The 24,365-nt window shown below is 66.0% G+C and carries 21 protein-coding genes and 1 pseudogene; 12 read left to right on the top strand and 10 right to left on the bottom strand.

Annotated elements, in window-relative coordinates:
- The first annotated feature begins 6 nt into the window (after positions 1–6).
- The gene (locus tag CR917_RS22845; RefSeq protein ID WP_104573010.1) at positions 7–393 is read left to right on the top strand and encodes an MAPEG family protein; all 387 of its coding nucleotides are present in this window, start codon (positions 7–9) and stop codon (positions 391–393) included.
- A gap of 1 nt (position 394) precedes the next feature.
- Here CR917_RS22845 and CR917_RS22840 read toward each other — a convergent pair whose 3' ends face one another.
- Complete coding sequence (locus CR917_RS22840; RefSeq protein WP_054915759.1) at positions 395–1,552, bottom strand: murein transglycosylase A; 1,158 nt, start codon at positions 1,550–1,552, stop codon at positions 395–397.
- A gap of 131 nt (positions 1,553–1,683) precedes the next feature.
- Between CR917_RS22840 and CR917_RS22835 the strand changes: the two genes are divergently transcribed.
- Positions 1,684–2,127: a cytochrome c gene (locus tag CR917_RS22835; RefSeq protein ID WP_173925103.1), complete on the top strand. Its 444-nt coding sequence runs from the start codon at positions 1,684–1,686 to the stop codon at positions 2,125–2,127.
- A gap of 98 nt (positions 2,128–2,225) precedes the next feature.
- Here CR917_RS22835 and CR917_RS22830 read toward each other — a convergent pair whose 3' ends face one another.
- The 4 genes from CR917_RS22830 to CR917_RS22815 all read right to left on the bottom strand — a co-directional run bounded on the left by CR917_RS22830 (position 2,226) and on the right by CR917_RS22815 (position 6,651).
- The gene (locus CR917_RS22830; protein ID WP_043863604.1) at positions 2,226–2,621 is read right to left on the bottom strand and encodes a DUF1090 domain-containing protein; all 396 of its coding nucleotides are present in this window, start codon (positions 2,619–2,621) and stop codon (positions 2,226–2,228) included.
- Between the two features lie 59 nt (positions 2,622–2,680).
- The gene (gene ligB, locus CR917_RS22825) at positions 2,681–4,333 is read right to left on the bottom strand and encodes an NAD-dependent DNA ligase LigB (protein WP_104573009.1); all 1,653 of its coding nucleotides are present in this window, start codon (positions 4,331–4,333) and stop codon (positions 2,681–2,683) included.
- A 112-nt stretch (positions 4,334–4,445) separates the two neighbouring features.
- Positions 4,446–5,636, bottom strand: coding sequence for a methionine adenosyltransferase (gene metK / locus CR917_RS22820; protein ID WP_043863602.1), 1,191 nt, complete (start codon positions 5,634–5,636; stop codon positions 4,446–4,448).
- 19 nt (positions 5,637–5,655) lie between these two features.
- Positions 5,656–6,651: a metalloregulator ArsR/SmtB family transcription factor gene (locus tag CR917_RS22815; protein ID WP_043863601.1), complete on the bottom strand. Its 996-nt coding sequence runs from the start codon at positions 6,649–6,651 to the stop codon at positions 5,656–5,658.
- A 257-nt stretch (positions 6,652–6,908) separates the two neighbouring features.
- Between CR917_RS22815 and tkt the strand changes: the two genes are divergently transcribed.
- From tkt to CR917_RS22770, 9 genes and pseudogenes are all read left to right on the top strand, one after another.
- The gene (gene tkt, locus CR917_RS22810; protein WP_043863600.1) at positions 6,909–8,906 is read left to right on the top strand and encodes a transketolase; all 1,998 of its coding nucleotides are present in this window, start codon (positions 6,909–6,911) and stop codon (positions 8,904–8,906) included.
- Between the two features lie 150 nt (positions 8,907–9,056).
- Positions 9,057–10,124, top strand: a complete 1,068-nt coding sequence (epd, locus tag CR917_RS22805; protein ID WP_043863599.1) for an erythrose-4-phosphate dehydrogenase — start codon at positions 9,057–9,059, stop codon at positions 10,122–10,124.
- A 12-nt stretch (positions 10,125–10,136) separates the two neighbouring features.
- Positions 10,137–11,300 (top strand): phosphoglycerate kinase, encoded by a 1,164-nt coding sequence (locus tag CR917_RS22800; protein WP_043863598.1) that lies wholly within the window; start codon positions 10,137–10,139, stop codon positions 11,298–11,300.
- A gap of 32 nt (positions 11,301–11,332) precedes the next feature.
- A complete protein-coding gene (locus tag CR917_RS22795; RefSeq protein ID WP_043863597.1) occupies positions 11,333–11,551 on the top strand; it encodes a hypothetical protein in 219 nt (72 codons plus the stop codon).
- 51 nt (positions 11,552–11,602) lie between these two features.
- Entirely contained in the window at positions 11,603–11,929 is a 327-nt protein-coding gene (locus tag CR917_RS22790; RefSeq protein WP_043863596.1) for an MliC family protein, read from the top strand.
- Positions 11,930–12,029: 100 nt separating this feature from the next.
- Positions 12,030–13,094, top strand: a complete 1,065-nt coding sequence (gene fba, locus CR917_RS22785; protein WP_043863595.1) for a class II fructose-bisphosphate aldolase — start codon at positions 12,030–12,032, stop codon at positions 13,092–13,094.
- Between the two features lie 264 nt (positions 13,095–13,358).
- Positions 13,359–15,467, top strand: a pseudogene (locus tag CR917_RS22780) (putative bifunctional diguanylate cyclase/phosphodiesterase); the annotation flags it as partial.
- 61 nt (positions 15,468–15,528) lie between these two features.
- On the top strand, positions 15,529–16,029 hold the full coding sequence (locus tag CR917_RS22775) for a YgjP-like metallopeptidase domain-containing protein (RefSeq protein WP_043863594.1): 501 nt from the start codon (positions 15,529–15,531) through the stop codon (positions 16,027–16,029).
- A 17-nt stretch (positions 16,030–16,046) separates the two neighbouring features.
- Complete coding sequence (locus CR917_RS22770) at positions 16,047–16,343, top strand: helix-turn-helix domain-containing protein (RefSeq protein WP_043863593.1); 297 nt, start codon at positions 16,047–16,049, stop codon at positions 16,341–16,343.
- Positions 16,344–16,411: 68 nt separating this feature from the next.
- Here CR917_RS22770 and CR917_RS22765 read toward each other — a convergent pair whose 3' ends face one another.
- The gene (locus CR917_RS22765) at positions 16,412–16,864 is read right to left on the bottom strand and encodes a GNAT family N-acetyltransferase (RefSeq protein WP_104573007.1); all 453 of its coding nucleotides are present in this window, start codon (positions 16,862–16,864) and stop codon (positions 16,412–16,414) included.
- A gap of 242 nt (positions 16,865–17,106) precedes the next feature.
- On the opposite strand from CR917_RS22765, the gene CR917_RS22760 reads away from it, so the two are divergent.
- The gene (locus tag CR917_RS22760; RefSeq protein ID WP_058541622.1) at positions 17,107–17,844 is read left to right on the top strand and encodes an ABC transporter substrate-binding protein; all 738 of its coding nucleotides are present in this window, start codon (positions 17,107–17,109) and stop codon (positions 17,842–17,844) included.
- Here the strand turns inward: CR917_RS22760 and yccS are convergent, their stop codons facing one another.
- From yccS to mdtD, 4 genes are all read right to left on the bottom strand, one after another.
- Positions 17,845–20,025 (bottom strand): YccS family putative transporter, encoded by a 2,181-nt coding sequence (gene yccS / locus CR917_RS22755; protein ID WP_104573209.1) that lies wholly within the window; start codon positions 20,023–20,025, stop codon positions 17,845–17,847. It lies immediately after the preceding gene.
- A gap of 121 nt (positions 20,026–20,146) precedes the next feature.
- On the bottom strand, positions 20,147–21,328 hold the full coding sequence (locus CR917_RS22750; RefSeq protein ID WP_043863590.1) for an NAD(P)/FAD-dependent oxidoreductase: 1,182 nt from the start codon (positions 21,326–21,328) through the stop codon (positions 20,147–20,149).
- Positions 21,329–21,449: 121 nt separating this feature from the next.
- Positions 21,450–22,787 (bottom strand): ATP-dependent RNA helicase DbpA, encoded by a 1,338-nt coding sequence (dbpA, locus tag CR917_RS22745; protein ID WP_229589801.1) that lies wholly within the window; start codon positions 22,785–22,787, stop codon positions 21,450–21,452.
- A 105-nt stretch (positions 22,788–22,892) separates the two neighbouring features.
- Positions 22,893–24,320 (bottom strand): multidrug transporter subunit MdtD, encoded by a 1,428-nt coding sequence (gene mdtD / locus CR917_RS22740; RefSeq protein ID WP_043863589.1) that lies wholly within the window; start codon positions 24,318–24,320, stop codon positions 22,893–22,895.
- Positions 24,321–24,365: the final 45 nt, after the last annotated feature.

The raw sequence follows: 24,365 nt of genomic DNA, 5'->3' as shown, positions 1-24,365 counted from the left end.
CCTGCCATGACCGTCGCTTTCTGGTGTGTATTGATCGCGTTGCTGCTGCCGTTCGTGTGCACCAGCATCGCCAAGTTCGGCAGTGGTCGCTTCAGCCTGCGACAGAACCATGACCCGCGCGGTTTTCTGGACAAGCTCGAAGGCCTGCCGCGCCGCGCCCATGCTGCGCAGCTCAACAGTTTCGAGTCGATTCCGGCGTTCGTCGCGGCGGTGGTGATCGCCGACATCGTCGGCAATGCCGAGCAGGTCACCCAGGACGTGCTGGCGGTGCTCTACATCACCAGCCGCCTGCTCTACATCATCTGTTACCTGGCCGACTGGGCCGCGCTGCGCTCGGCGGTGTGGTTCGCGGGCATCGGCCTGATCGTCAGCTTCTTCGTGGTCTCGGCCTGAGCTACTTGCCTTCCACCTGCGGCACCACCGGCAGTGCCGCGCCCTTGGGCCACAGCAGCCAGATCTGACCCTGCTGCTTCATGTCCCCGGCCAGAGCGCCGGCCTCGCTGCCGGTACCCCAGAACAGATCGGCGCGCACTTCGCCGGTGATGGCCCCGCCGGTGTCCTGCGCGGCCACCGGGCGTACCACCGGCGCGCCGTCCGGGCGGGTGGTCGACAGCCACAGCAGGCTGCCCAGCGGGATCACCTTGCGGTCGATGGCCACGCTGTAGCCGGCGGTCAGCGGCACGTTCAGCGAACCGCGCGGGCCTTCGTTGCTGTCCGGGCGAGTACTGAAGAACACATAGCTGGGGTTGCTGGCCAGCAGCTCGGGCACGCGGCTCGGGTTGGCCTGGGCCCAGGCGTGGATGCTGCCCATGGTCACGTCTTCCTTCTTGAGCTGGCCCTGCTCGACCAGCCAGCGGCCCACCGGGCGATACGGGTGGCCGTTCTGGTCGGCATAGCCCACGCGCAGCTGCTGCCCACTTTCGAGCTGGATGCGCCCGGAGCCCTGGATCTGCAGAAACTGCAGGTCCATCGGGTCGGTCAGCCAGGCCAGCACCGGCGCCTTGACGCCTTGCTGCTGGATCACCCCGGCGGTGTCGTAGGGCTTGAGCACGCGCCCGTCCAGGCGACCGCGCAGGCGCTTGCCCTTGAGTTCGGGGTAGATGCTGTCGAGCGCCACCACCACCAGGTCATCGGGGATGCCATACACCGGCACGTTGGCCGTGGCGGTACGGGTCATGCTGCCGGGGTACACCGGTTCGTAGTAGCCGGTGATCAGGCCGTTGGCGTTGTTTTCGGCCGAGCGCAGGCCGTACACCTCGAGCTGCGTCTGCAAGAAGCCACGCACCTGGGTGGCGTCGTCGGGCACCTGCACCGCAGCAGCGCAGGGGGTGGCCCAGACCGGATCGTTCTTGAGGCGCTCGCACGCGCTGCGCCAGGCATTGAAGCCGGCCAGCAGGTCGCTGTCGGAGACCTTGGGCAGGTCTTTCCAGGTGGCGGGGCTGTAGGTGGCGAGCGGATGCGGTGCGGATTTATCCGGGGCGCTGCCGTTGCAGCCGACCAGCAGGGCCAGCAACGCGGCGGTCAGGCCAAGGCGGCTCAGGGCGGTTTTCATGCGGGGTAGTCCTCTACGGTGTGCCTGGCGTTCAGGGCGGCCAGGCAACCCTTGTTTTTGGTAGGGGTATTGGTGTTTGCCGGCAAGGCGGGGATACTGGCCGCCTTTTTCCGTGTGCCGAGCCAAGCATGATGTTCAAGCGAATGACTGTGATCCTGGTGGCCTGCCTGGCCCTGAGCGCCTGTGGCGGTGTCGACCCCAACTCGCCGTTGGGCCAGCGCAAGGCGATTTTCAAGCAGATGCTCAAGACCAGCGAAGACCTCGGCGGCATGCTGCGTGGCCGGCTGGCGTTCGACGGGCAGAAATTTGCCGATGGTGCGGTGAAGCTCGACGCGTTGTCGCACCAGCCGTGGCAGCATTTCCCGCAGGTGCGCGAGGAGGACAGCAGCGCCACGCCCGATGTGTGGCAAAAGCAGGCGCGCTTCCAGGAGCTGGCGCGGCAGATGGAGCAGGTGACCGGCGAGCTGGTCGCCCAGACCCGTACTCAGCCATTGGAGCCTGCGGCGGTCGCGGCCCCGATGGGCAAGGTGGAAGCGGCGTGCAAGGCCTGTCATACCGAGTTTCGCAATCATTGATGGGGTGAGCTGGCCGGCCTTTTCGCCGCAGGGCCGGCTCCTACAGTTGGCGCGCTGTACGTAGGAGCCGGCCTTGCCGGCGAAGGGTTCAACGCGGACTACTTCTCCAGCTCATCCAGTGCCTGTTGCAGTTCCTTCTTCGACTCGGCCAGTTTGTCCTTGCGCTTGTTGATCTTGTCGGCGTCGCCTTTCTTCATGGCCTTGTCCAGGTCCTTGGTGCGCTGCGTCACTTCATGACGGGCATCCAGCACCTTCTGTTCACGCTGTTTCTTCAGGCCGGCATCGGTGCAGTGCTCGGTCACTTCGCTCAGGGCCTTCTCGAGGCCGGCCTGCTGGGCGCTGTTGCCGTGGGCGCGGGCCTGTTCGATCTGTTCGCTGATCGCCTGCTTCTTGGCAGCGCAGCCGGTCAGGCCGGGTTGTTCCTCGGCAGCCATCAGCGAAGTGGCGAGCAACGAGCAGGCGGCGAACAGGGCAAGCGGGGAAAGCAGTTTCATAGTGGCTCCGTGGTCGCGGGCTTGGCAGAAACCCATGATGCTGCCCTGATCCGACAAATTTAGAAACCCTCGATTGTATGTTCACGTAACCGCGCCGCCAGGGCCTGCACCTGCGGGTGAGCGAAAAAGGCCAGCAACTGGCCGGCACGGTGGGCACCCACGCCGGGCTCGGCCTGCCATTGCGCCGCATCGCGGGCAGCCAGTGCGGCCCAGGTGTCCCCCGCTGCCAACGCACGCGGGGCCGGCATACCCAGGGCTCGCGCCCAGGTGGCAAAGGGTCGCTGACGGGCCTGTTCGAGGGCGGGGTACAACGGATGTTCGGCGGGCAGTTCCAGCACATCGGCCAGTGTGCGCAACTGGCCGGCGTCGACCAGGCGCTCCCAGCTGGCCGGCCCGGCACCTGGGAGTGCCAGGCCCTGCTTGCCGCCCAGCCATTGCAACCTGGCCAGGAACTGCTGACGACACCCGGCGCTCAGCTCCCAGCAGCTCAACGGATGAAACGCATCGGCTGCCGGTACCTTCATCTCACGCCGTTCGAGGGCGCGGTGCACCACGCCGTCCAGACGGGGAATGGTCAGGCCTGCCAGGCTGATCGCCACCTGATCGCCCGGGCGAATGTCCAGTTGCTGCCAGCGTCTTAGCGAGCCCACGCTGACCTGGCGCACCGTGCGGTCATCCAGCTGCACCGGTGCCAGTTGCAGCACCGGGGTGATGCGACCGGTGCGCCCCACATTGAACTGCACGCGTCGCACCTCGGCCAGTACCTGGGCGAAGGGGTATTTCCATGCCGCTATCCAGTACGGCGCCCGGGCCTGCCAGCGCTCGCCGGGCGGACGCCGGCCCTGGCGCAGCACCACACCGTCGCTGGCGAATGGCAGTGGCGTGCGGTACCAGTGCTGGCGCCAGTGGGCGGCCTGGTCGAAGGTCTGCACCGGCTGGCTGAACGCCTCGCTGTAGGCAAAGCCCAGGGCGCTCAGGCGTGCCAGGCGCTCGCGCTGGTCCAGGGGGCCCTGCGGCCAGGCCCAGGCGAACAGCTCGACCACCGCGCCCTGCGCGGGGGTGAGCTGCTTGCGCGCCAGCAACCCGGCGACGTTGCCGCGGGCATTCCGGCTGCCCGCTGCGGCCTGCACATGCCCGTCCAGGCGCCAGAACAGCTCGCCTTGCAGTATCAGGTCCAGAGGTTCGGGCAACGTGTGGGGGAGGGCGCCCAGTGCCGGCAGGTGGCGGCTCCAGTCATGCCCGTAGGCGCCGTCGCCGCGGCTGATCAGGCGCACCAGCCGGCCCTTTGCATAGACCAGCGTGGCGGCCACGCCATCCACCTTGGGTTGTACCCAGAGGTCCTGCTTGCCGTGCATCCAGGCGCGCACGGCGGCTTCGTCGGGCAACTTGTTCAGGCCGGTGTGGGGGATGGGGTGGCGCAACGGGCCGGTGGCGGTTCCGAGCGGGTCTGCCGGGGGTGCACCGGTGCCGGGGAAGCAGGCTTGCAAGTGTTGCAGGCGCGCCCGGCTCTGGTCGTAGAGCTCGTCGCTGATCAACGCGACGCCCAGGCGATGGTAATGATCGTCCCAGTCGGCCAGGCGCTCGCCCAGCTGCTTGAGTTCGCTTTGCGCCACTGCCGGTGGCCAGTCGGGGCAGGGCCGGGCGAGGGCGGTGGTTGGGGTACAGGCGAGCGTGCTGGCGAACAGCAGGCCGGACAACAGCTTGAAGGGCATGGCGAGCGTCCTTGCTCGGCGGGTGGAACTTCAAGCCTAGGCAAGAAAAAGCCCCTGCCAGTCGCCTGGCAGGGGCTCTTGTTTACCGGGTGTTGCTTGTACCGGGTGTTGCTTACAGCCCGGCGGCCGCGCGCAGCGCGTCGACACGGTCGGTGCGTTCCCAGGTGAACGTGGTGAAGGTGTCGTCGCCCACGGTCTTGACCTGCGGGGTGCGGCCGAAGTGACCGTAGGCCGCGGTTTCCTGGTACATCGGGTGCAGCAGGTCGAGCATGGTGGTGATCGCATACGGACGCAGGTCGAAACACTCGCGCACGATCTGGATGATCTTCTCGTCGGCAACCTTGCCGGTGCCGAAGGTGTTCAGCGAGATCGAGGTCGGCTGGGCCACGCCGATGGCGTACGACACCTGGATTTCGCAGCGCTCGGCCAGGCCAGCGGCAACGATGTTCTTGGCCACGTAGCGACCGGCGTAGGCGGCCGAACGGTCAACCTTGGACGGGTCCTTGCCGGAGAAAGCGCCCCCCCCGTGGCGGGCCATGCCGCCGTAGGTGTCGACGATGATCTTGCGGCCGGTCAGGCCGCAGTCGCCCACCGGGCCACCGATGATGAAGTTGCCGGTGGGGTTGATGTGAAACTGGGTGTCCTTGTGCAGCAGCTCGGCCGGCAGCACGTGCTTGACGATCAGCTCCATCACGCCTTCGCGCAGGTCGGCGTAGGACACGTCCGGGTTGTGCTGGGTCGACAGCACGATGGCGTCGATGCCCACCACCTTGCCGCCTTCGTAGCGGCAGGTGACCTGGGACTTGGCGTCCGGGCGCAGCCACGGCAGCAGGCCGGACTTGCGCGCTTCGGCCTGACGCTGCACCAGCTGGTGCGAGAAGCTGATCGGGGCTGGCATCAGCTCCGGGGTTTCGTTGCTGGCGTAGCCGAACATCAGGCCCTGGTCGCCCGCGCCCTGGTCTTCAGGCTTGCTGCGGTCAACGCCCTGGGCGATGTCTACCGACTGCTTGCCGATGATGTTCATCACCGCGCAGGTGGCGCCGTCGAAACCGACGTCGGAGCTGTTGTAGCCGATGTCGACGATCACGTTGCGCACGATGTCTTCGAGGTCGACCCAGGCCGAAGTGGTCACTTCGCCGGCGATGATGGCCACACCGGTTTTCACCAGGGTCTCGCACGCCACGCGGGCGAACTTGTCTTCGGCGATGATGGCGTCGAGCACCGCATCCGAAATCTGGTCGGCGATTTTATCCGGATGCCCTTCAGACACGGACTCGGAGGTGAAAAGGGAGTATTCGCTCATCTCGACGGGTTCCTAAAATTTACCGATGGTGAGTGTCGCCAGGTGGTCGCTGAAAGTGGCGAACCTGAATCTGGAAACCATTACGTAAGCCCACATAGAGGCTGTCCTCGGGAACCAGCCCCGCGGCGCTGGCCCAACGGGCCAAATCATCCTGTTCAAAGCCCAGCCAGAGATCGCCGCACGCCTGGCGCGCCCAGCTCTGGTCGTGGCTGCACAGTTCTGTTACCAACAGGCTTCCGCCTGGTCTGACACGCTTGGCCAGGTGCCCGAGGGCCTGGGCAGGCTCGCTGAAATGGTGCAGCACCATGTTCAGCACCACGCAGTCGGCCTGTACATCCGTTGCATGCAGGGCATCGGCCAACAGCAGGGTTACGTTAGCCAGGCGCTCGCGCTGGCACACCTGGCGCGCCAGCTCGAGCATGGTCGGGCTGTTGTCCAGGGCGGTGACGTGGGTGAAGCGCCGCGCCAGTTCGGGCAGAAACTCGCCATCGCCGGGGCCGACCTCCAGGGCGCTGGCCAGCGGGTCGAAGCTGAGCTTGTCGAGCAGCGCCAGCAGGCTTTCGCGGTACTGCGCCAGGCCGGCGATCAGGTCCTGCTGGGCGCGGAACTTCTCTTCCACACGCAGGAAGAAGTCCTGGCTGGTGGCGGCCCGGCGCACCTGCACCTGGCCGATGCGCGCCTGCACCTCGGCCGGCAGTTCCAGCGCGTCGACCTCCTCCAGCAGCGCCCCGTGCAGCTTGCCGCCCAGGCGCTGGCTGTCGGGCAGTGCGCGGCGATAGAAGATCGCGTTGCCTTCGCGCCGGGTGGCCACCAGGTCGGCCTGGGCCAGTACCTTGAGATGGTGGCTCATGCCCGACTGGCCGATGGCGAAGATCTGCGCCAGCTCCAGCACCCCGAACGAATCGCTGGCCAGCGCGCGCAGCACGTTCAGCCGCAGCGGGTCACCGCCGGCCTTGCACAGGGCAGCCAGCGCGTCGCTTTGCTCGGGGTCGATGGAGGGGGCGTGAAGGTTCATGGGCGGCAGTCTAGTCAGCGTGCAGCGGCCTCGCAAGTTCTATATCAAAAAGTTTTGATATTGCTCGATGGGCGGGCCCGGCCCGGCATGGCAGGCGACAATTTCTGCCGTTTTGTCGGCGCAACACGGGATTAGTCGCTCAATCGCACTAAAAACGTCCCTCATCGACCATCCGTGATTGCCCCCGGGCACGTGCCTGGGCGAAAATGGCCGCCTTTTTCCGTTCGTTAATATTCAAGCCCCCCAGGAGACAAGCGATGCCCAGCCGTCGTGAGCGTGCCAACGCCATTCGTGCCCTCAGCATGGATGCCGTGCAAAAAGCCAACAGCGGCCATCCCGGTGCCCCGATGGGCATGGCGGATATCGCCGAGGTTCTTTGGCGTGACTTCTTGAAGCACAACCCGAGCAACCCGCACTTCGCCGACCGTGACCGCTTCGTGCTGTCCAACGGCCACGGCTCGATGCTGATCTACTCGCTGCTGCACCTGACCGGCTACGACCTGTCGATCGACGACCTCAAGGCGTTCCGTCAACTGCACAGCCGCACCCCGGGCCACCCGGAATTCGGCTACACCCCAGGCGTCGAGACCACCACCGGCCCGCTGGGCCAGGGTCTGGCCAACGCCGTGGGCTTTGCCCTGGCCGAAAAAGTGCTGGGCGCCCAGTTCAACCGTCCAGGCCACGACGTCGTCGACCACCACACCTATGTGTTCCTGGGTGATGGCTGCATGATGGAAGGTATTTCCCACGAAGTCGCTGCACTGGCCGGTACCCTGGGCCTGGGCAAGCTGATCGCCTTCTACGACGACAACGGCATCTCCATCGACGGCGAAGTCGAAGGCTGGTTCACCGACGACACGCCGAAGCGTTTCGAAGCCTACCACTGGCAGGTGATCCGCAATGTCGACGGTCACGACCCAGAAGAGATCAAGACCGCCATCGAGACCGCGCGCAAGAGCGCGCAGCCGACCCTGATCTGCTGCAAGACCACCATCGGCTTCGGTTCGCCGAACAAGGGCGGCAAGGAAGACTGCCACGGCGCGCCACTGGGCGATGCCGAAATCGCCCTGACCCGCCAGGCCCTGAACTGGAACCACGGCCCGTTCGAAATCCCGGCCGACATCTATGCCGAGTGGGATGCCAAGCAGGCTGGCGCCGCCGCCGAAGCCGCCTGGGACCAGCGCTTTGCTGCCTACGCCGCAGCCTTCCCTGAGCTGGCCAGCGAACTCAAGCGTCGCCTGAGCGGCGAACTGCCAGCCGACTTCGCCGAGAAGGCTGCCGCCTACATCGCCGAAGTGGACGCCAAGGGCGAAAGCATCGCCAGCCGCAAGGCCAGCCAGAACACCCTGAACGCCTTCGGCCCGCTGCTGCCGGAGTTCCTCGGTGGCTCGGCGGACCTCGCCGGCTCCAACCTGACCCTGTGGAAGGGTTGCAAGGGCGTCAGCGCCGAAGATGCCAGCGGCAACTACATGTACTACGGCGTGCGCGAGTTCGGCATGACCGCCATCATGAACGGCGTTGCCCTGCACGGCGGCCTGGTGCCTTACGGCGCGACCTTCCTGATGTTCATGGAATACGCCCGCAATGCCGTGCGCATGTCGGCCCTGATGAAGCAACGCGTGATCCACGTCTACACCCACGACTCCATCGGCCTGGGCGAAGACGGCCCGACTCACCAGCCGATCGAGCAGCTGACCAGCCTGCGCACCACGCCGAACCTGGACACCTGGCGTCCGGCCGACGCGGTCGAATCGGCCGTGAGCTGGAAGCACGCCCTGGAGCGCAAGGACGGCCCTTCGGCGCTGATCTTCTCGCGTCAGAACCTGCAGCACCAAACCCGCGACGCCGGCCAGATCGCCGACATCAGCCGTGGTGGCTACGTGCTCAAGGACTGCGCAGGCGAGCCTGAGCTGATCCTGATCGCCACCGGTTCCGAAGTGGGCCTGGCGGTGCAGGCGTTCGACAAGCTGACCGAGCAGGGCCGCAAGGTGCGCGTGGTATCGATGCCATGCACCAGCGTGTTCGATGCCCAGGACGCCAGCTACAAGCAGTCGGTTCTGCCACTGCAGGTGGGCGCGCGGATTGCCATCGAAGCTGCCCACGCCGACTTCTGGTACAAGTACGTGGGCCTGGAAGGCCGCGTCATCGGCATGACCACCTACGGTGAGTCGGCGCCGGCTTCGGCACTGTTCGAAGAGTTCGGCTTCACCCTGGAGAACATCCTGGGTACGGCTGAAGAGCTGCTGGAAGACTGATAAAACCAGTTGGAGCGGCGTTGAACCCATCGCGGGTCAAGCCCGCTCCCACAGGGATCACGAGTGTCCTTGTGGGAGCGGGCTTGACCCGCGATTGCCGCGACTCGGTTCCTGCAGGTTGCAGATAACATTCTGTTCCGTGAGCATCCCATGCCCCAACCGCGTCCCTACAAAGTTGCACTCAACGGCTACGGCCGCATCGGTCGTTGCGTCCTGCGCGCACTCTTTGAGCGGGGGGCCAGCGCGGGCTTCGAGATCGTTGCACTGAATGACCTGGCCGATCAGGCCAGCCTCGAATACCTGACACGCTTCGACTCCACCCACGGGCGCTTTCCCGGTGAGGTCAGGGTCGACGGCGATTGTCTGCATATCAATGGCGACTGCGTCAAAGTACTGCGCAGCGCCACCCCCGAAGGCATCGACTGGGCCGCGCTCGACGTCGACCTGGTGCTCGAATGCTCCGGGGCCTACAACACCCGCGCCGACGGCCAGCGTTTCCTCGACGCCGGCGCACCACGGGTGCTGTTTTCCCAGCCTATGGCCAGCGAGGCGGATGTCGACGCCACCGTTGTCTACGGCATCAACCAGGATTGCCTTGAAGGCGGCGAACGGCTGGTGTCCAACGCCTCCTGCACCACCAACTGCGGCGTGCCGCTGCTGCGTGTGCTCGACCAGGCCTTCGGCATCGAGTACGTACAGATCACCACCATCCACTCGGCAATGAACGACCAGCCGGTGATCGATGCCTACCACCACGAAGACCTGCGCCGCACCCGTTCGGCGTTCCAGTCGGTGATTCCGGTGTCCACCGGGCTCGCGCGGGGTATCGAACGCCTGCTGCCGGAACTTGCCGGGCGAATCCAGGCCAAAGCGGTACGCGTGCCGACGGTGAACGTGTCGTGCCTGGATATCACCCTGCAGACCGCCCGCGATACCACCGCGGCCGAAGTCAACCAGGTGCTGCGTGAAGCGGCCCTGAGTGGCCCGCTCAAGGGGTTGCTGGCCTACACCGAACTGCCCCACGCCAGCTGTGATTTCAACCATGACCCACATTCGGCCATCGTCGATGCCAGCCAGACCCGCGTTTGCGGCCCCCGCCTGGTGAACCTGCTGGCCTGGTTCGACAACGAATGGGGGTTCGCCAACCGCATGCTCGACGTCGCCGAACATTTTCTGCGCGTCGTGGACTCAACCAGCACCACTCGCAAACAGCCCTGAAGGACTGCATTCATGACCGTTTTGAAGATGACCGACCTCGATCTGCAAGGTAAGCGCGTACTGATCCGCGAAGACCTCAACGTGCCTGTGAAGGACGGTGTGGTCAGCAGCGACGCGCGCATCCTGGCCTCGCTGCCGACCATCAAGCTGGCCCTGGAGAAGGGCGCGGCCGTGATGGTCTGCTCGCACCTGGGGCGCCCGACCGAAGGCGAGTTCTCGGCCGAGAACAGCCTCAAGCCGGTGGCCGACTACCTGAGCAAGGCGCTGGGCCGTGAGGTGCCGCTGGTGGCCGACTACCTGGGCGGCGTGGACGTGAAGGCCGGCGACATCGTGCTGTTCGAGAACGTGCGCTTCAACAAGGGCGAGAAAAAGAACGCCGACGAACTGGCCCAGCAATACGCCGCCCTGTGCGACGTGTTCGTGATGGACGCCTTCGGTACCGCCCACCGTGCCGAGGGCTCGACCCACGGCGTGGCCAAGTTCGCCAAGGTCGCCGCTGCCGGTCCGCTGCTGGCCGCCGAACTGGATGCACTGGGCAAGGCCCTGAAGGCCCCGGCCAAGCCGATGGCCGCCATCGTCGCCGGTTCCAAGGTATCGACCAAGCTGGACGTGCTCAACAGCCTGAGCCAGGTGTGCGACCTGCTGATCGTCGGTGGCGGCATCGCCAACACCTTCCTGGCCGCTGCCGGCCACCCGGTGGGCAAGTCGCTGTACGAAGCCGACCTGATCGACACCGCCAAGGCCATCGCGGCCAAGGTCAACGTGCCGCTGCCGGTGGACGTGGTGGTGGCCAAGGAATTTGCCGAAAGCGCCACGGCTACCGTCAAGCTGGTGGGCGAGGTGGCCGAGGACGACATGATCCTGGACATCGGCCCGCAGACCGCCGAACAGTTCGCCGAGCTGCTGAAGTCGTCCAAGACCATCCTGTGGAACGGCCCGGTGGGCGTGTTCGAGTTCGACCAGTTCGGCAACGGCACCAGGACCCTGGCCAAGGCCATCGCCGACAGCGCCGCGTTTTCCATCGCCGGCGGTGGCGACACCCTGGCGGCCATCGACAAATATGGCGTGGCCAGCCAGATCTCCTACATTTCTACCGGTGGCGGTGCATTCCTCGAGTTCGTCGAGGGCAAGGTGCTGCCGGCGGTGGACGTGCTGGAACAACGGGCCAAGGCCTGACTCGCTCAGCCTGGCAAAGGGAGTGTGGCCTGATGGTCAAGCGGTTGCCTGTGTTTATCCTGGCCGGTCTGCTCAGCGCCTGCGCTGGCAGCCCGGAGCCTGCGGCGGATGCCCCCGGCAAGCCGAAGGGCGGTTGCTACCAGTCGCAGTGGCAGGCAGAGACCGTGCCGGTGATCAACAAGAGGCTCGGCCCGGACGGGCTGGAGAAGTATGACGAGGAACACCAGCGCCAGGCCCCGGGTTGCCCTTGATCGGTTCGAGGCAACCTGTTGGCCGGTTCGTGGTCTTCTAGAGGATATTCGATGAAAAGCGTTGTAGCCCTGATGGCCCTGGTTCTGATGGCAGGTTGCGCAAGCCTCAAGCCAACCCCGGCCCCGACCGACAACTGGACCCGCTGGGTCTGTGACAGTCAGGCCGAGGTGCTGTGGCGGTTTGCCGATGCCAGCCAGGAAGAGGTGGATGTACGCCTTGGTGGCGGCGATCAGGTCTACCGGCTCAAGCCGGAGCCCGGTGCGTCGGGTGCGCTGTACAGCGATGGCGTGCTGGCCCTGCACACCAAGGGTGATGAAGGCCTGGTGTACTGGGTAGCGACCAACGATTTGATAGGGCGGGGCTGCAAGGCACCGTGACTGGCCGGGCCGACCGCTGTCGGCCCACACTACTTGAATAGCAACCGCCGCTGCGGCAGGCTTGCACGAAAAACGACGCTTGTCGGGAGAGAGATACACAATGGCACTCATTAGCATGCGCCAGATGCTGGACCACGCCGCCGAGTTCGGCTACGGCGTTCCGGCTTTCAACGTCAACAACCTCGAGCAAATGCGCGCCATCATGGAAGCCGCCGACAAGACCGACTCCCCGGTGATTGTCCAGGCCTCGGCCGGTGCCCGCAAATACGCCGGTGCGCCGTTCCTGCGCCACCTGATCCTGGCGGCGATCGAAGAATTCCCGCACATCCCGGTGTGCATGCACCAGGACCACGGCACCAGCCCTGACGTGTGCCAGCGTTCGATCCAGCTGGGCTTCAGCTCGGTGATGATGGACGGCTCGCTGGGCGAAGACGGCAAGACCCCGACCGACTACGACTACAACGTGCGTGTCACCCAGCAGACCGTGGCCATGGCCCACGCCTGCGGCGTTTCGGTAGAGGGCGAGCTGGGCTGCCTGGGTTCGCTGGAAACCGGCATGGCCGGTGAAGAAGACGGCATCGGCGCCGAAGGCGTGCTGGATCACAGCCAGATGCTGACCGACCCTGAAGAAGCCGCCGATTTCGTCAAGCGTACCCAGGTCGATGCCCTGGCCATCGCCATCGGCACCAGCCACGGCGCCTACAAGTTCACCAAGCCGCCTACCGGCGACGTGCTGGCGATCGACCGCATCAAGGAGATCCACAAGCGCATCCCCAACACTCACCTGGTGATGCACGGTTCGTCTTCGGTGCCGCAGGAGTGGCTGGCGATCATCAACCAGTACGGTGGCGACATCAAGGAAACCTACGGCGTGCCGGTTGAAGAAATCGTCGAAGGCATCAAGTACGGCGTGCGCAAGGTCAACATCGACACCGACCTGCGCCTGGCGTCCACCGGTGCCATGCGTCGCCTGATGGCCACCAATCCGAGCGAGTTCGACCCGCGCAAGTTCTTCGGTGAAACCGTCAAGGCCATGCGCGACGTGTGCATCGCCCGCTACGAAGCCTTCGGCACCGCCGGCAACGCCTCGAAGATCAAGCCGATCTCCCTCGAAGCGATGTTCCAGCGCTATGCCAAGGGCGAGCTGGCCGCCAAGGTCAACTAAGCCTGGTTGGTTGTACGAAAAACCCGCAGCGATGCGGGTTTTTTTGTGCCCGTGCGGCCTGCTTCACCGGCCGGAACCGGGGGTTTTCGGCTGCGGGGCCGCCACGGACACCGGATCTGGCCCAACGCGACAGACCGTTAGTCGGGCAACACTTTGTTTATACCGATGATGCCAATGTGCTGACTTCAGATTTGTTTCAGCCAGGTCTAGAGTAAAGCCTCAAGTTCCATCCGGAATCTGGCGTCGTTACACAAGAGAAGCAGCATGGATTGCGCGCACCCTCACACTCACGACAGCGGTTCGGTTTTACTGATCGTCGATGACTACCCGGAAAACCTGATCAGCCTGCAAGCCTTGCTTGCACGTGAGGACTGGCGTGTGCTGACCGCAAGCTCCGGTACCGAAGCCCTGAGCACGCTGCTCGAGCATGAGGTGGACCTGGTGCTGCTGGATGTGCAGATGCCCGGTATGGACGGCTTCGAAGTCGCGCGCCTGATGCGCGGCAGCCAGCGCACCTGCCTGACCCCGATCATCTTCCTGACCGCCAACGAACAGTCCCAGGCGGCCGTGCTCAAGGGCTATGCCAGTGGCGCGGTGGACTATCTGTTCAAGCCATTCGACCCGCACATTCTCAAGCCCAAGGTCCAGGCCCTGCTCGACCAGCAGCGCAACCGGCGTGCCTTGCAGCGCCTGAGCCGCGACCTGGAGGCCGAGCGCGCATTCAACGCCTCGGTGCTGGACAACGCCGCCGAAGGCATCCTGGTGGTGGCCGAGGACGGTCGCATCCGCTTTGCCAACCCGGCCATCTCGCGCCTGCTCCAGGCCCCGGTGGAGCAATTGCAGGGCGCAGACCTGCTGGGCTTCGTGCAGTCGCCCGTGCCAACCCGGTGGCGCGACTCGGCATTCTACCAGGCCTACCAGGAGCGCGATATCTACCGCCTGCACGACGCCGTGCTGCTCACCGCCTCCGGGTTGCCCCTGCCGGTGGCGTTGTCGTGCGCGGCGCTGCCCGGCGAGCAGCGGGCGATGGTGGTGACGGTGCTGGACATGTCGGTGGTGCGCAACCTGCACCAGCAACTGGAGTTCCAGGCCGTGACCGACCCGCTGACCGGGCTGCTCAACCGCCGCGGGTTCTGCCAGGCCGCCGAAGCTGCGCTGCTGCGCAGCGAGCATTCCGACAAGGCCCAGGCCTTGATGTACATGGACCTTGACGGTTTCAAACGGGTCAACGACTCGCTCGGCCATGCGGCCGGCGACCGCGTGCTGCACTGGGTGGGCGAACAGCTCAAGGAATGCCTGGGCGCCTACGCGATCCTCGGGCGCATGGGCGGCGACGAGTTCACGGCCTTGCTCGATACCCTGGAATACCCGGAGCAGGCGGCGCGCTTTGCCGAAAAGCTGATCGAGCGCATGTCCATCTGCCAGCAGATCGACGGCCTGGAGGTGACGCTTGGCGTGAGCATCGGCATCGCCACCTACTCCGACTGCGGGCCGCACCTGGACGGCCTGCTGCGTGCGGCGGACGCGGCCATGTATGCCGCCAAGCAGGCCGGCCGCCAGCAATACCGCTACTACGACCAGGAGCTCAACGGTCGTGCTCGCTCGCGCCTGATGCTCGAAGACAGTGTGCGCGACGCGATCGAGCGGCACGACTTCAGCCTGGTGTATCAGCCGCAGGTGGCGTTTGCCGATGGTCGCCTGCGCGGGTTCGAGGCGTTGTTGCGCTGGCAGCACCCCAGTGTCGGCGATGTGCCGCCGGGGTTGTTCCTGCCGTTGCTGGAGGAGGCCAGGCTGGTCTCGCGGCTGGCCAGCTGGATCTACACCCAGGGTGCGGCGCAGCGGCGCGCCTGGGAGGCGCGGTTCGAGCCGGACCTGGTGCTGAGCATCAGCCTCAGCCGCGTGCAGTTCGCCATGCCCAACCTGGTCGAGGAACTGGGGCGGGTGATCGCCAGCCATGGCCTGCGCCCGGCCCAGCTTGAGGTGGAGGTGGCGGAAACCTCGCTGGCCGCCAACCTCGACATCGCGCTGCGTCAGTTGCGCAGGCTGCGCGAGCTGGGCGTGCGAGTGGCGCTGGACGATTTCGGCGCCGGAGAGTGCTCGCTGCGCCTGCTGCGCGACCTGCCCATCGACACGCTCAAGCTCGACCGGCACCTGGTGGCGCGCCTGCCCGGTTCGGCGGCGGACGCGGCGCTGGTCCGCAGTGTCATCGGCCTGTGCCGCGACTATGGCGTGTGTGTGGTGGCCGAGGGCGTCGAGACGCGGGAGCAGGCGCAGTGGCTGCAGGCAAACGGTTGCGCCTATGCCCAGGGCTTTCTGGTGGCACGGCCCCTGACGGCGCAGCGCGCCGGTGATTTCCCGGCTTTTTTCGACTGGCGCAACGAGGCGGCCGGGGAATTGAGTACACTGACGCCTTTGCCTGCAATGCCCCGTGCCCATGACCGTACTCAAGTACCTGCAAGCCTATCCGCCTGCCCTGCAAGACCAGGTGCGCCAGATGATTGCCCAGAACCGTCTGGGTGACTACCTGCGCCAGCGCTACCCCGAGCGCCATGCGGTACAGAGCGACAAGGCGCTGTATGCCTATGCCCAGGCCCTGAAGCAGGAGCACCTGCGCAATGCGCCGAACCTGGACAAGGTGCTGTTCGACAATCGCCTCGATCTCACCCACCGCGCGCTGGGCCTGCACACCGCGGTATCGCGCGTGCAGGGCGGCAAGCTCAAGGCCAAGAAGGAAATCCGCATCGCCTCGCTGTTCAAGGACGCGGCGCCGCAGTTTCTGAAGATGATCGTGGTGCACGAACTGGCGCACCTCAAGGAGAGCGACCACAACAAGGCGTTCTACCAACTCTGCGAATACATGCAGCCGGGCTACCATCAACTGGAGTTCGACCTGCGCATCTACCTGACCTGGCGCGACCTGTCCGGTGCCCAGTGAGCGAAAGGGAATTGCCAATGGAAGTGAGCAAGACCAAGACCAGTTTCTATCGTCGCCTGTACGTGGCGTGGCTGATCGACAGCCGTACCGCCAGCAGCGTGCCGGCGCTGATGGAGGCCACCGGCATGCCGCGGCGCACGGCGCAGGACACCATCGCGGCGCTGGCCGACCTGGACATCGTGTGCGAGTTCGAGCAGCAGGAAGGTGCGCGCAACCATGCCGGGCATTACCGGATACGTGACTGGGGTGCGATCGACAAGCAGTGGATCACCCAGCATCTGCGCAGTATCCGCCAGGTGCTGGGCTACCCCTGAAGCCCCTCCGCCGGCAAGCCCGGCCCCTGCACCAACCCCTGTAGGAGCCGGCCTTGCCGGCGAAGCGTCTAGCCCCGGCGCATGCCGATGTGCGGGATGCCATCCTCCAGATACGCCTCCCCGGCCACCTCGAACCCGTGCCGCGCATAGTAGGCCTGCAGGTGCGCCTGTGCGGACAGGTACACCGGCACCTCTGGCCAGTGCTTCTCGGCCTGTGCCAGCCCCTGCACCATCAGTGCATGCCCCAGCCCCTCGCCCCGCGCCGACGGCGCAATCACCACCCGCCCGATCACCACGTCGCCGCCCTGTGACTCGGGGTCCAGCAGGCGCAGGTACGCCACCAGCTCGCCATCGCGCCAGGCCATCAGGTGGCAGGTGTCGCCCTCCAGGTCCTGGCCATCGATTTCCAGGTACGGGCATTTCTGCTCCACCACGAACACCTCGATGCGCAGCGTCAGCAGCGCGTACAGCTGTTGCTTGCCAAGGTCGGTGTGATGCTTGCAGATCCAGTCGATGCTCATCGCGTTTCTCTCCTGTGTAATGCCCCGATCATAACCACGCCGAGCACCTCAGGGCGAAGGTCGCGAATTGCCATGGATCAAGTCGGCGCGGAATCGGCAAAAATAGAGGCAATTAGCTATCACACGGCACTGCCCGATACCGGAATCTTTGTGTAATCTGGCCGTGCAGCCTAGCTTTGCGCCAACAGAAATCTCATGCCACTCAACAAGAACGCGGACCCGATCCGCTAAGGGATTTGAGCATGCGGCCACTGCTTCGAGCCTTGGGTTTGCTTGGATTGCTGCTCTGTGCCCAGTCGGCCCAGGCCGAAAAACTGCGGCTGGTGGCCGATGCCTGGCCCCCCTTCACCGACGCCCGCCTACCCAGGGGCGGGCTGGCCACCGCCCTTGTCACCACCGCCCTGGAGCGTGCCGGGTTTGCCAGCGAGTTCGAGCAGGCGCCGTGGGCACGCGCGCTGCTGGGCATCGGCGAGGGCCGCTACGATGTGCTGATCAACGCCTGGCAGAGCGATGCGCGTACCCGCATCGGGGCCTTCTCCCAAGGCTACCTGAGCAACCGCGTGCGGCTGCTCAAGCGCAAGGGCGACGTGCTGCGTTTCGATACCCTGAGCGATCTCTACCCGCACGCCATCGCGGTGGTGCGCGACTATGCCTATGCGGCCGAATTCGACAATGACGGGCGTCTGCAGAAGGTGCCGGTGCGCGACTTTTCGGTGGCGGTGGGCATGCTGGCTGCCGGGCGGGTGCGCCTGACCCTGGAGGACGAATACGTGGCGCGCTACTACCTGCAGCGTGAAAGCGCGGACGTGCGCAACCGCGTGCAGTTCTTCGGCAAGCCGGTGAGCGAGAACAGCCTGCACATCCTGGTCAGCCTCAGGCATCCGCAGCATGCCCAGATCGTGGCCGGCTTCGACAAGGCCATCGCCGCCATGAAGGCCGATGGCAGCTATGCCCGGTTGCTCAAGGACTACGGCCTGTAGTCAGGCCGGGGTGTCCTTGATCAGGTGCGCGGCCAGGGTGCGCAGCGGGCCCAGTTGGCGGCAGATCAGTGCCAGCTGGGTCTGCACCAGGCGCTGGTTCTCGTCCATTTCCTCGGGCATCTGCTCAAGGCTCGCCGCCAGGGCTTCCTCGGCGTCGCTGTGGATCGCCACCGGGGTCTTGCTGGCAAGGCCAGTGGCGATTTCGTCGAGGCTGGCGGCCAGGCTGGCACCCGCGCCGTCGATCAACTGCTCGTGGGCCTCGGGTGCCAGTGCGCTGTCACGGTGTGCACCCAGCCCGGAGAGGTAGCTGAGCAGGGTGTGCGAGAGCACCAGGAAGCGAAAGCCCACGTCGGCCTCTTTGCGAAAATGCCCCGGCTCCATGAGCATGTTGGCCAGCGTGGTCGACAGCGCCGCGTCGGCGTTGTGCGCGTTGCGCCGGGCCAGGCGGTAGGCCAGGTCGTCGCTCTTGCCCTGGGCGTACTGCTGCATGATCTGGCGCAGGTAGGTGCTGTTGCAGCTCAGGGTGTTGGCCAGCACCTTGTTCAACCGACGGCCCTGCCAGTCGGGCAGGAACAGGAACACCGCCAGGATCGCGATCAGGCTGCCCACCAGGGTGTCGAACAGGCGCGGCAGGAACAGACCGTAGCCGTCGCCGATCTGGTTGAAGCAGAACAGCACCATCAGCGTGATCGCCGCCGTGGCCAGGGTGTAGCGGGTGGTGCGGTTGACGAAGAACACCACCCCGGCGGCCACCGCGAACAGCGACTGGATGATCGCGCTGGGGAACAGGTCGAACAGCGCCCAGCCCACGGTCAGGCCGATGGCGGTGCCGATGATCCGCTGCACCAGCTTGCGCCGGGTGGCGCCATAGCTGGGCTGGCACACGAACAACGTGGTGAGGATGATCCAGTAGCCCTGGGTGGGGTGGATCAGGTGCACCATGCCGTAGCCGACCGACAGCGCCAGCGGCAGGCGCAGGGCGTGGCGAAAGATCAGCGAGGTCGGCGTGAGGTGCTGGCGCAGGCGGCTCCACACATCCTTGAGGCTGCGCGGCGAGCGGTCGAGCAGGCTCGAGTCGCTGTTGTCGGCCAGGTTGTCGGGGTTGCTGGCATCGCCGAGCAGGCGGTCGAGGGTTGCCAGGTTCGCCGCCAGCGCCCGCAGCGAGCGCAGCAGGCCACGCCAGGCCGGGTTGCTCTGGATGCGCAGGTGCTCGAGCGAGGCGTGCAGGTCTTCCAGTGCGGCGGCGAAGCTGGTGTCGTAGACGAACGGCTGGCGCAGCTGGATCGACTCGGACAATTGCACGCACGCCTTGCCCTGCTGGCGCAGCAAACGCTGGCAGCGAAACAGCACGTCGCTGTGGAAGAACGCCTCGGTGAGCGCGTTGTAGGGGTAGTGCGAGGAACTGGCGCGCTCGTGGATGTCCTGGGCCAGAAAGTACAGCTTCAGGTAGCGGCTCACCTTGGAGCCGGGGCGGCCATTGCCCACGCGGTGCAGGATGATTTCCTTGGCGGCGTTGAGGGCGGCCACCACCTTGCCGTTCTGCTGGGCCAGTTCCAGGCGGCGGGCCTCCACGTCCAGCTGGCGGATGGGCTCGAACAGGGTGGCCTTGAGCTTGAGGTAGCGGCCCAGTTCGCGAAACAGCCGCGCCAGGCTCTGCTGCACCGGCTGGTTGGAGAACAGCGCCTGCCACAGCACCGACAGCAATCCGTACCAGGCGGCGCCTGCCACCAGCAGCAAGGGCTCGTGCCAGAAGTCGGTGACCTGGCCGCCGCGCTGGTCCACGCCGATCATGGTGTACACCGACAGGATCAGTGTGGCCGAGGCGATGGCGCCGTAGCGCTCGCCCAGCGCGCCGAGCATGGTCAGCGCGAACGCCGCCAGCGCCAGGGCGCAGCCGAAGAGGATCGGGTAGGGGAACAGCAGCTCCACCGACAGCGCAGCGACGGTGAAGCACACCAGGGTCACGGCCAGGGCGTTGAGCCGGCCCTGCCAGCTGTCGTCGGTCTCGGCCAGGGCGCTGGCGATGATGCCCAGGAACAGCGGGATCAGCAGCCCCATCTCGTCCTGGTACCAGCACAGCGCCATGCTGCCGGTCAGCGCGATCAATACCCGGATGCTGTAGCTGAACTTGTCCAGGGCCCACAAACGACGCAGCGAGTGACGCAAGGAAGACGATGACATGATAGGGCGGCAGGCCTGCTTGGCGATGATCGAAATTGAGCCGGTCACGGTGGCAGCGAACTGTCACCGTGGTCACGTACCAGCAAAATTTGTTCCGTGATGCGCGATTCTAACGCGAAGGTTAGACGAACTGCGCGGCCGCGTAGGCCGATGCCCAGGCCCACTGGAAATTGAACCCGCCCAGGTGCCCGCTGACGTCCAGCACTTCGCCCACGAAATACAGGCCGGGGCTTTTCAGCGACTCCAGGGTCTTGGACGACACTTCGCGGGTGTCGACCCCGCCCAGGGTGACTTCGGCGGTGCGGTAGCCCTCGGTGCCGGCCGGCACCACCTGCCAGGCCGCCAGTTTGTCGGCGACCTCGGCCAGTTCGGCCGGGGTGTACTGCTTCATCGGCCGGGACACGAACCAGTGCTCGGCCAGCAGGTTGGCCATCTTCTTGGTGAAGACCTCGCCAAGCAGGGTCTTGAGTTCGCTGTTGGGGCGTTCGGCCTGTTGCTGTTGCAGCCAGGCGAGGGCGTCATGCTCGGGCAGCAGGTTGATCTCGACGCTGTCGCCGCTGTGCCAGAACGACGACACCTGCAGGATCGCCGGGCCGCTGAGGCCGCGGTGGGTGAACAGCAGGTTCTCGCGAAAGCTGGTGCCGTTGCAGCTGGCCACGCAGTCCACCGAGGTGCCCGACAGCTCGGTGCACATGGCCTTGAGCTGCGGCTCGGTGATGGTGAAGGGCACCAGCCCGGCGCGGGTCGGCAGCAGGGTGTGGCCGAACTGGCGGGCCACCTGGTAGCCGAAACCGGTGGCGCCCAGGGTCGGGATCGACAGGCCGCCGGTGGCGATCACCAGCGACTGGCATTGCAGCGTGCCCATGCTGGTTTCGAGCAGGTAGCCATGCTCGAGCTTTTCGATCTGCTCGATGCGCGTGTCCATGCGCAGCTCGGCGCCGGCGCTCTGAAGCTCGCTGAGCAGCATGTCGAGGATGTCGCTGGACTTGTTGTCGCAGAACAGCTGGCCGAGTTTTTTCTCGTGATAGGGCACGGCGTGCTTGCCGACCATCTCGATGAAGTCCCACTGGGTGTAGCGGGCCAGGGCCGACTTGCAGAAGTGCGGGTTGTGCGAGAGGAAGTTGGCCGGCTCGGTGTACAGGTTGGTGAAGTTGCAGCGCCCGCCACCGGACATCAGGATCTTCTTGCCGGGCTTGTTGGCATGGTCCAGCAGCAGCACCTGGCGGCCGCGGTTGGCGGCGTGGATGGCGCACATCAGGCCGGCGGCGCCAGCGCCGATGATGATCACTTCGGTGGAACGCACTGCAAAATCCTCAAATAGGTGTTGAAGCTATCGCGGGTCAAGCCCGCTCCCACAGGAGGTACGCAAGTCCTTGTGGGAGCGGGCTTGACCCGCGATGAGGCCCTGATAGGCGATAAACGACTCAGACGATGCGAACCCGCAGCGAGCGCCCCTTGATCTTGCCGCTGTTGAGCCGCTGCAGCGCCTGCTTGGCCACGCCGCGTTCCACCGCCACGAAGGCCTGGAAATCGAAGATCGCGATCTTGCCCACCTGGGTGCCCGGGATGCCGGCATCACCGGTCAGCGCACCCAGGATGTCGCCCGGCCGCAGCTTGTCCTTGCGCCCGGCACCGATGCACAGCGTGCTCATGGTCGGCACCAGCGGGCCGCCGGCCTGGGGCTTGAGGCTGTCGATCTGCTCCCAGCGCAGGGGCGCCTTCTGCAGCTGCTCGATGGCCTGGGCGCGGTGCGCTTCGGACGGGGCCACCAGGCTCGCCGCCAGGCCCTTCTCGCCGGCACGCCCGGTGCGGCCCACGCGGTGCACGTGAATTTCCGAGTCCCGCGCCAGCTCCACGTTGATGACCATGTCCAGCGCGTCGATATCCAGCCCGCGCGCGGCCACGTCGGTGGCCACCAGCACCGAGGTGCTGCGGTTGGCGAACAGGGTCAGCACCTGGTCACGGTCGCGCTGCTCCAGGTCGCCATGCAGCGACTCGGCGGCGATGCCCTTGGCCTTGAGGTGATCGACCACTTCCTGGCACTGCTGCTTGGTGAAGCAGAACGCCACGCACGACTGCGGACGAAAGTGCGCCAGCAGGGTAGTCACCGCGTCCATGCGCTGCTCGGGCGAGATCTCGTAGAAGCGCTGCTCGATCTGCGTGTCGGCATGCAGCGACTCGGCCTTGACCTGCTGCGGGTTGCGCATGAATGCGGCCGACAGCTGCTTGATGCCGGCCGGGTAGGTGGCCGAGAACAGCAGGGTCTGGCGACGCTCCGGGGTTTGCCCGAGGATGTCGGCGATGGCGTCGTAGAAGCCCATGTCGAGCATGCGGTCGGCTTCGTCGAGCACCAGGGTGTTGAGCCCGTCGAGCACCAGGGTGCCCTTGCGCAGGTGCTGCTGCACGCGGCCCGGGGTGCCCACGATGATGTGCGCGCCGTGTTCCAGCGAGGCGATCTGCGGGCCCAGGGACACGCCGCCGCACAGGGTCAGGATCTTGATGTTGTCTTCGGAGCGGGCCAGACGGCGCAGCTCCTTGGCCACCTGGTCGGCCAGCTCGCGGGTGGGGCACAGCACCAGGGCCTGGCAGCCGAAGTAGCGCGGGTTGATCGGGTTGAGCAGGCCGATGCCGAACGCGGCGGTCTTGCCGCTGCCGGTCTTGGCCTGGGCGATCAGGTCCATGCCCTTGAGGATCACCGGCAGGCTCTGGGCCTGGATCGGGGTCATCTGGGCGTAGCCGAGGGCGTCCAGGTTGGCCAGCATGGCGGCGGACAGCGGCAAGGTGGCGAATTCGGTGGCAATGGTGGTCACGAGGCGGGCCTGCAAAACAAAATGTCGCGCAGTGTACCAGCCTCGTGGCCATTAGCCCTAAGCCTCGATCTCCGGTTCCGGACGACGGGCACGCCTTCCGTCCGCCCTGGACAGCTGCATGAAGATCGCCGCCGCCAGCATCGACATCAGGCCGATGGTCAGGAAGGTCAGCTGGAACGCGCCCAGCGTGGTCTCCACCCCATCGCCGCTGCCGGCGCCGGTAAAGCCGCCCAGCAGTGCGCCGGCGCAGGCCACACCCAGGCTCAGCGAGAGCTGCGCCACCACCGACAGCAGGCTGTTGCCGCTGCTGGCGCTGGCGTCGTCCAGGTCGATCAGGGTCACGGTGTTCATCGCCGTGAACTGCAGCGAGTTCACCGCCCCCAGCAGCCCCAGTTGCACCAGCAGCAGGGCATACGGGGTGTGTTCGTTGACCAGCCCCAGGCTGCACAGCAGCACGCCCAGCAGCAGGGTGTTGCCGGTGAGGATGGTGCGGTAGCCCAGGCGCTCGATCAGCGGCCGGGCGATGGACTTGGCGACCATCGCCGAGGCGGCCAGCGGGATCATGCTCATGCCGGCCTGGGACGGCGAATAGCCCAGCGCCACCTGCAGCAGCAACGGCACCAGAAACGGCAGTGCGCCGCTGCCCAGGCGGGCGAACAGGTTGCCGAGGATGCCCACCGAGAAGGTACGGGTGCGAAACAGCCGGGGCGAGAACAGCGGGTTGTCGATGCTGCCGGCGCGCAGCCAGTAGGCGGCCAGGCACGCCATGCCGGCGAACAGCAGCAGCATCACGCGCAGGTGCGGCAGGTGCAGCTCGCCCAGGCCCTCCATGGCGATGGTGATCAGTACCATCGCGGCGCCGAACAGCACAAAGCCCACGCCGTCGAAGCGTGTGCGCTCGGAGCCGCGCAGGTCGGGGATGAACTTCCACACCGCGTAGCAGCCCAGCGCGCCGACCGGCAGGTTGAGCAGGAAGATCCAGTGCCAGCTCAGGTACTCCACCAGCCAGCCGCCCATGGTCGGGCCCAGCAGCGGGCCGAGCAGGCCGGGGATGGTGATGAAGCTCATGATGCGCACCAGTTCGGTGCGCGGGTAGGCGCGCAGCACCACCAGGCGCCCCACCGGCAGCATCAGCGCGCCGCCCAGGCCCTGGATCACGCGGGCACCGACCAGCATGCCGAGGCTGTTGGACAGTGCACACAGCAGCGAGCCGATGCTGAACAGCAGGATCGCGCTGAAGAAGATGCGCTTGGTGCCGAAGCGGTCGGCGATCCAGCCCGAGGCCGGGATCAGCAGGGCCACGGTGAGCATGTAGGCGATGATCACCGACTGCATGCGCAGCGGGTTTTCCGCCAGGTCGCGGGCCATGGCCGGCAGCGCGGTGTTGAGAATGGTGCCGTCCAGCGACTGCATGAAGAAGGCGATGGCCACCACCCAGGGAATCCAGCGGGCGGTGACGGGGTCCAGCGGGGTGCGGTTGGGCATGCTCTATGTCCTTGAGGGCCCCTTCGCGGGCAAGTCGAAGCGTCG

Origin of the sequence: Pseudomonas sp. BRM28 (assembly GCF_002939405.1) — a bacterium.
GTDB classification, from domain to species: domain Bacteria; phylum Pseudomonadota; class Gammaproteobacteria; order Pseudomonadales; family Pseudomonadaceae; genus Aquipseudomonas; species Aquipseudomonas palmensis.
Note: the sequence above shows the minus strand (reverse complement) of the source record. Positions and strands in the feature narration are given on the sequence as shown.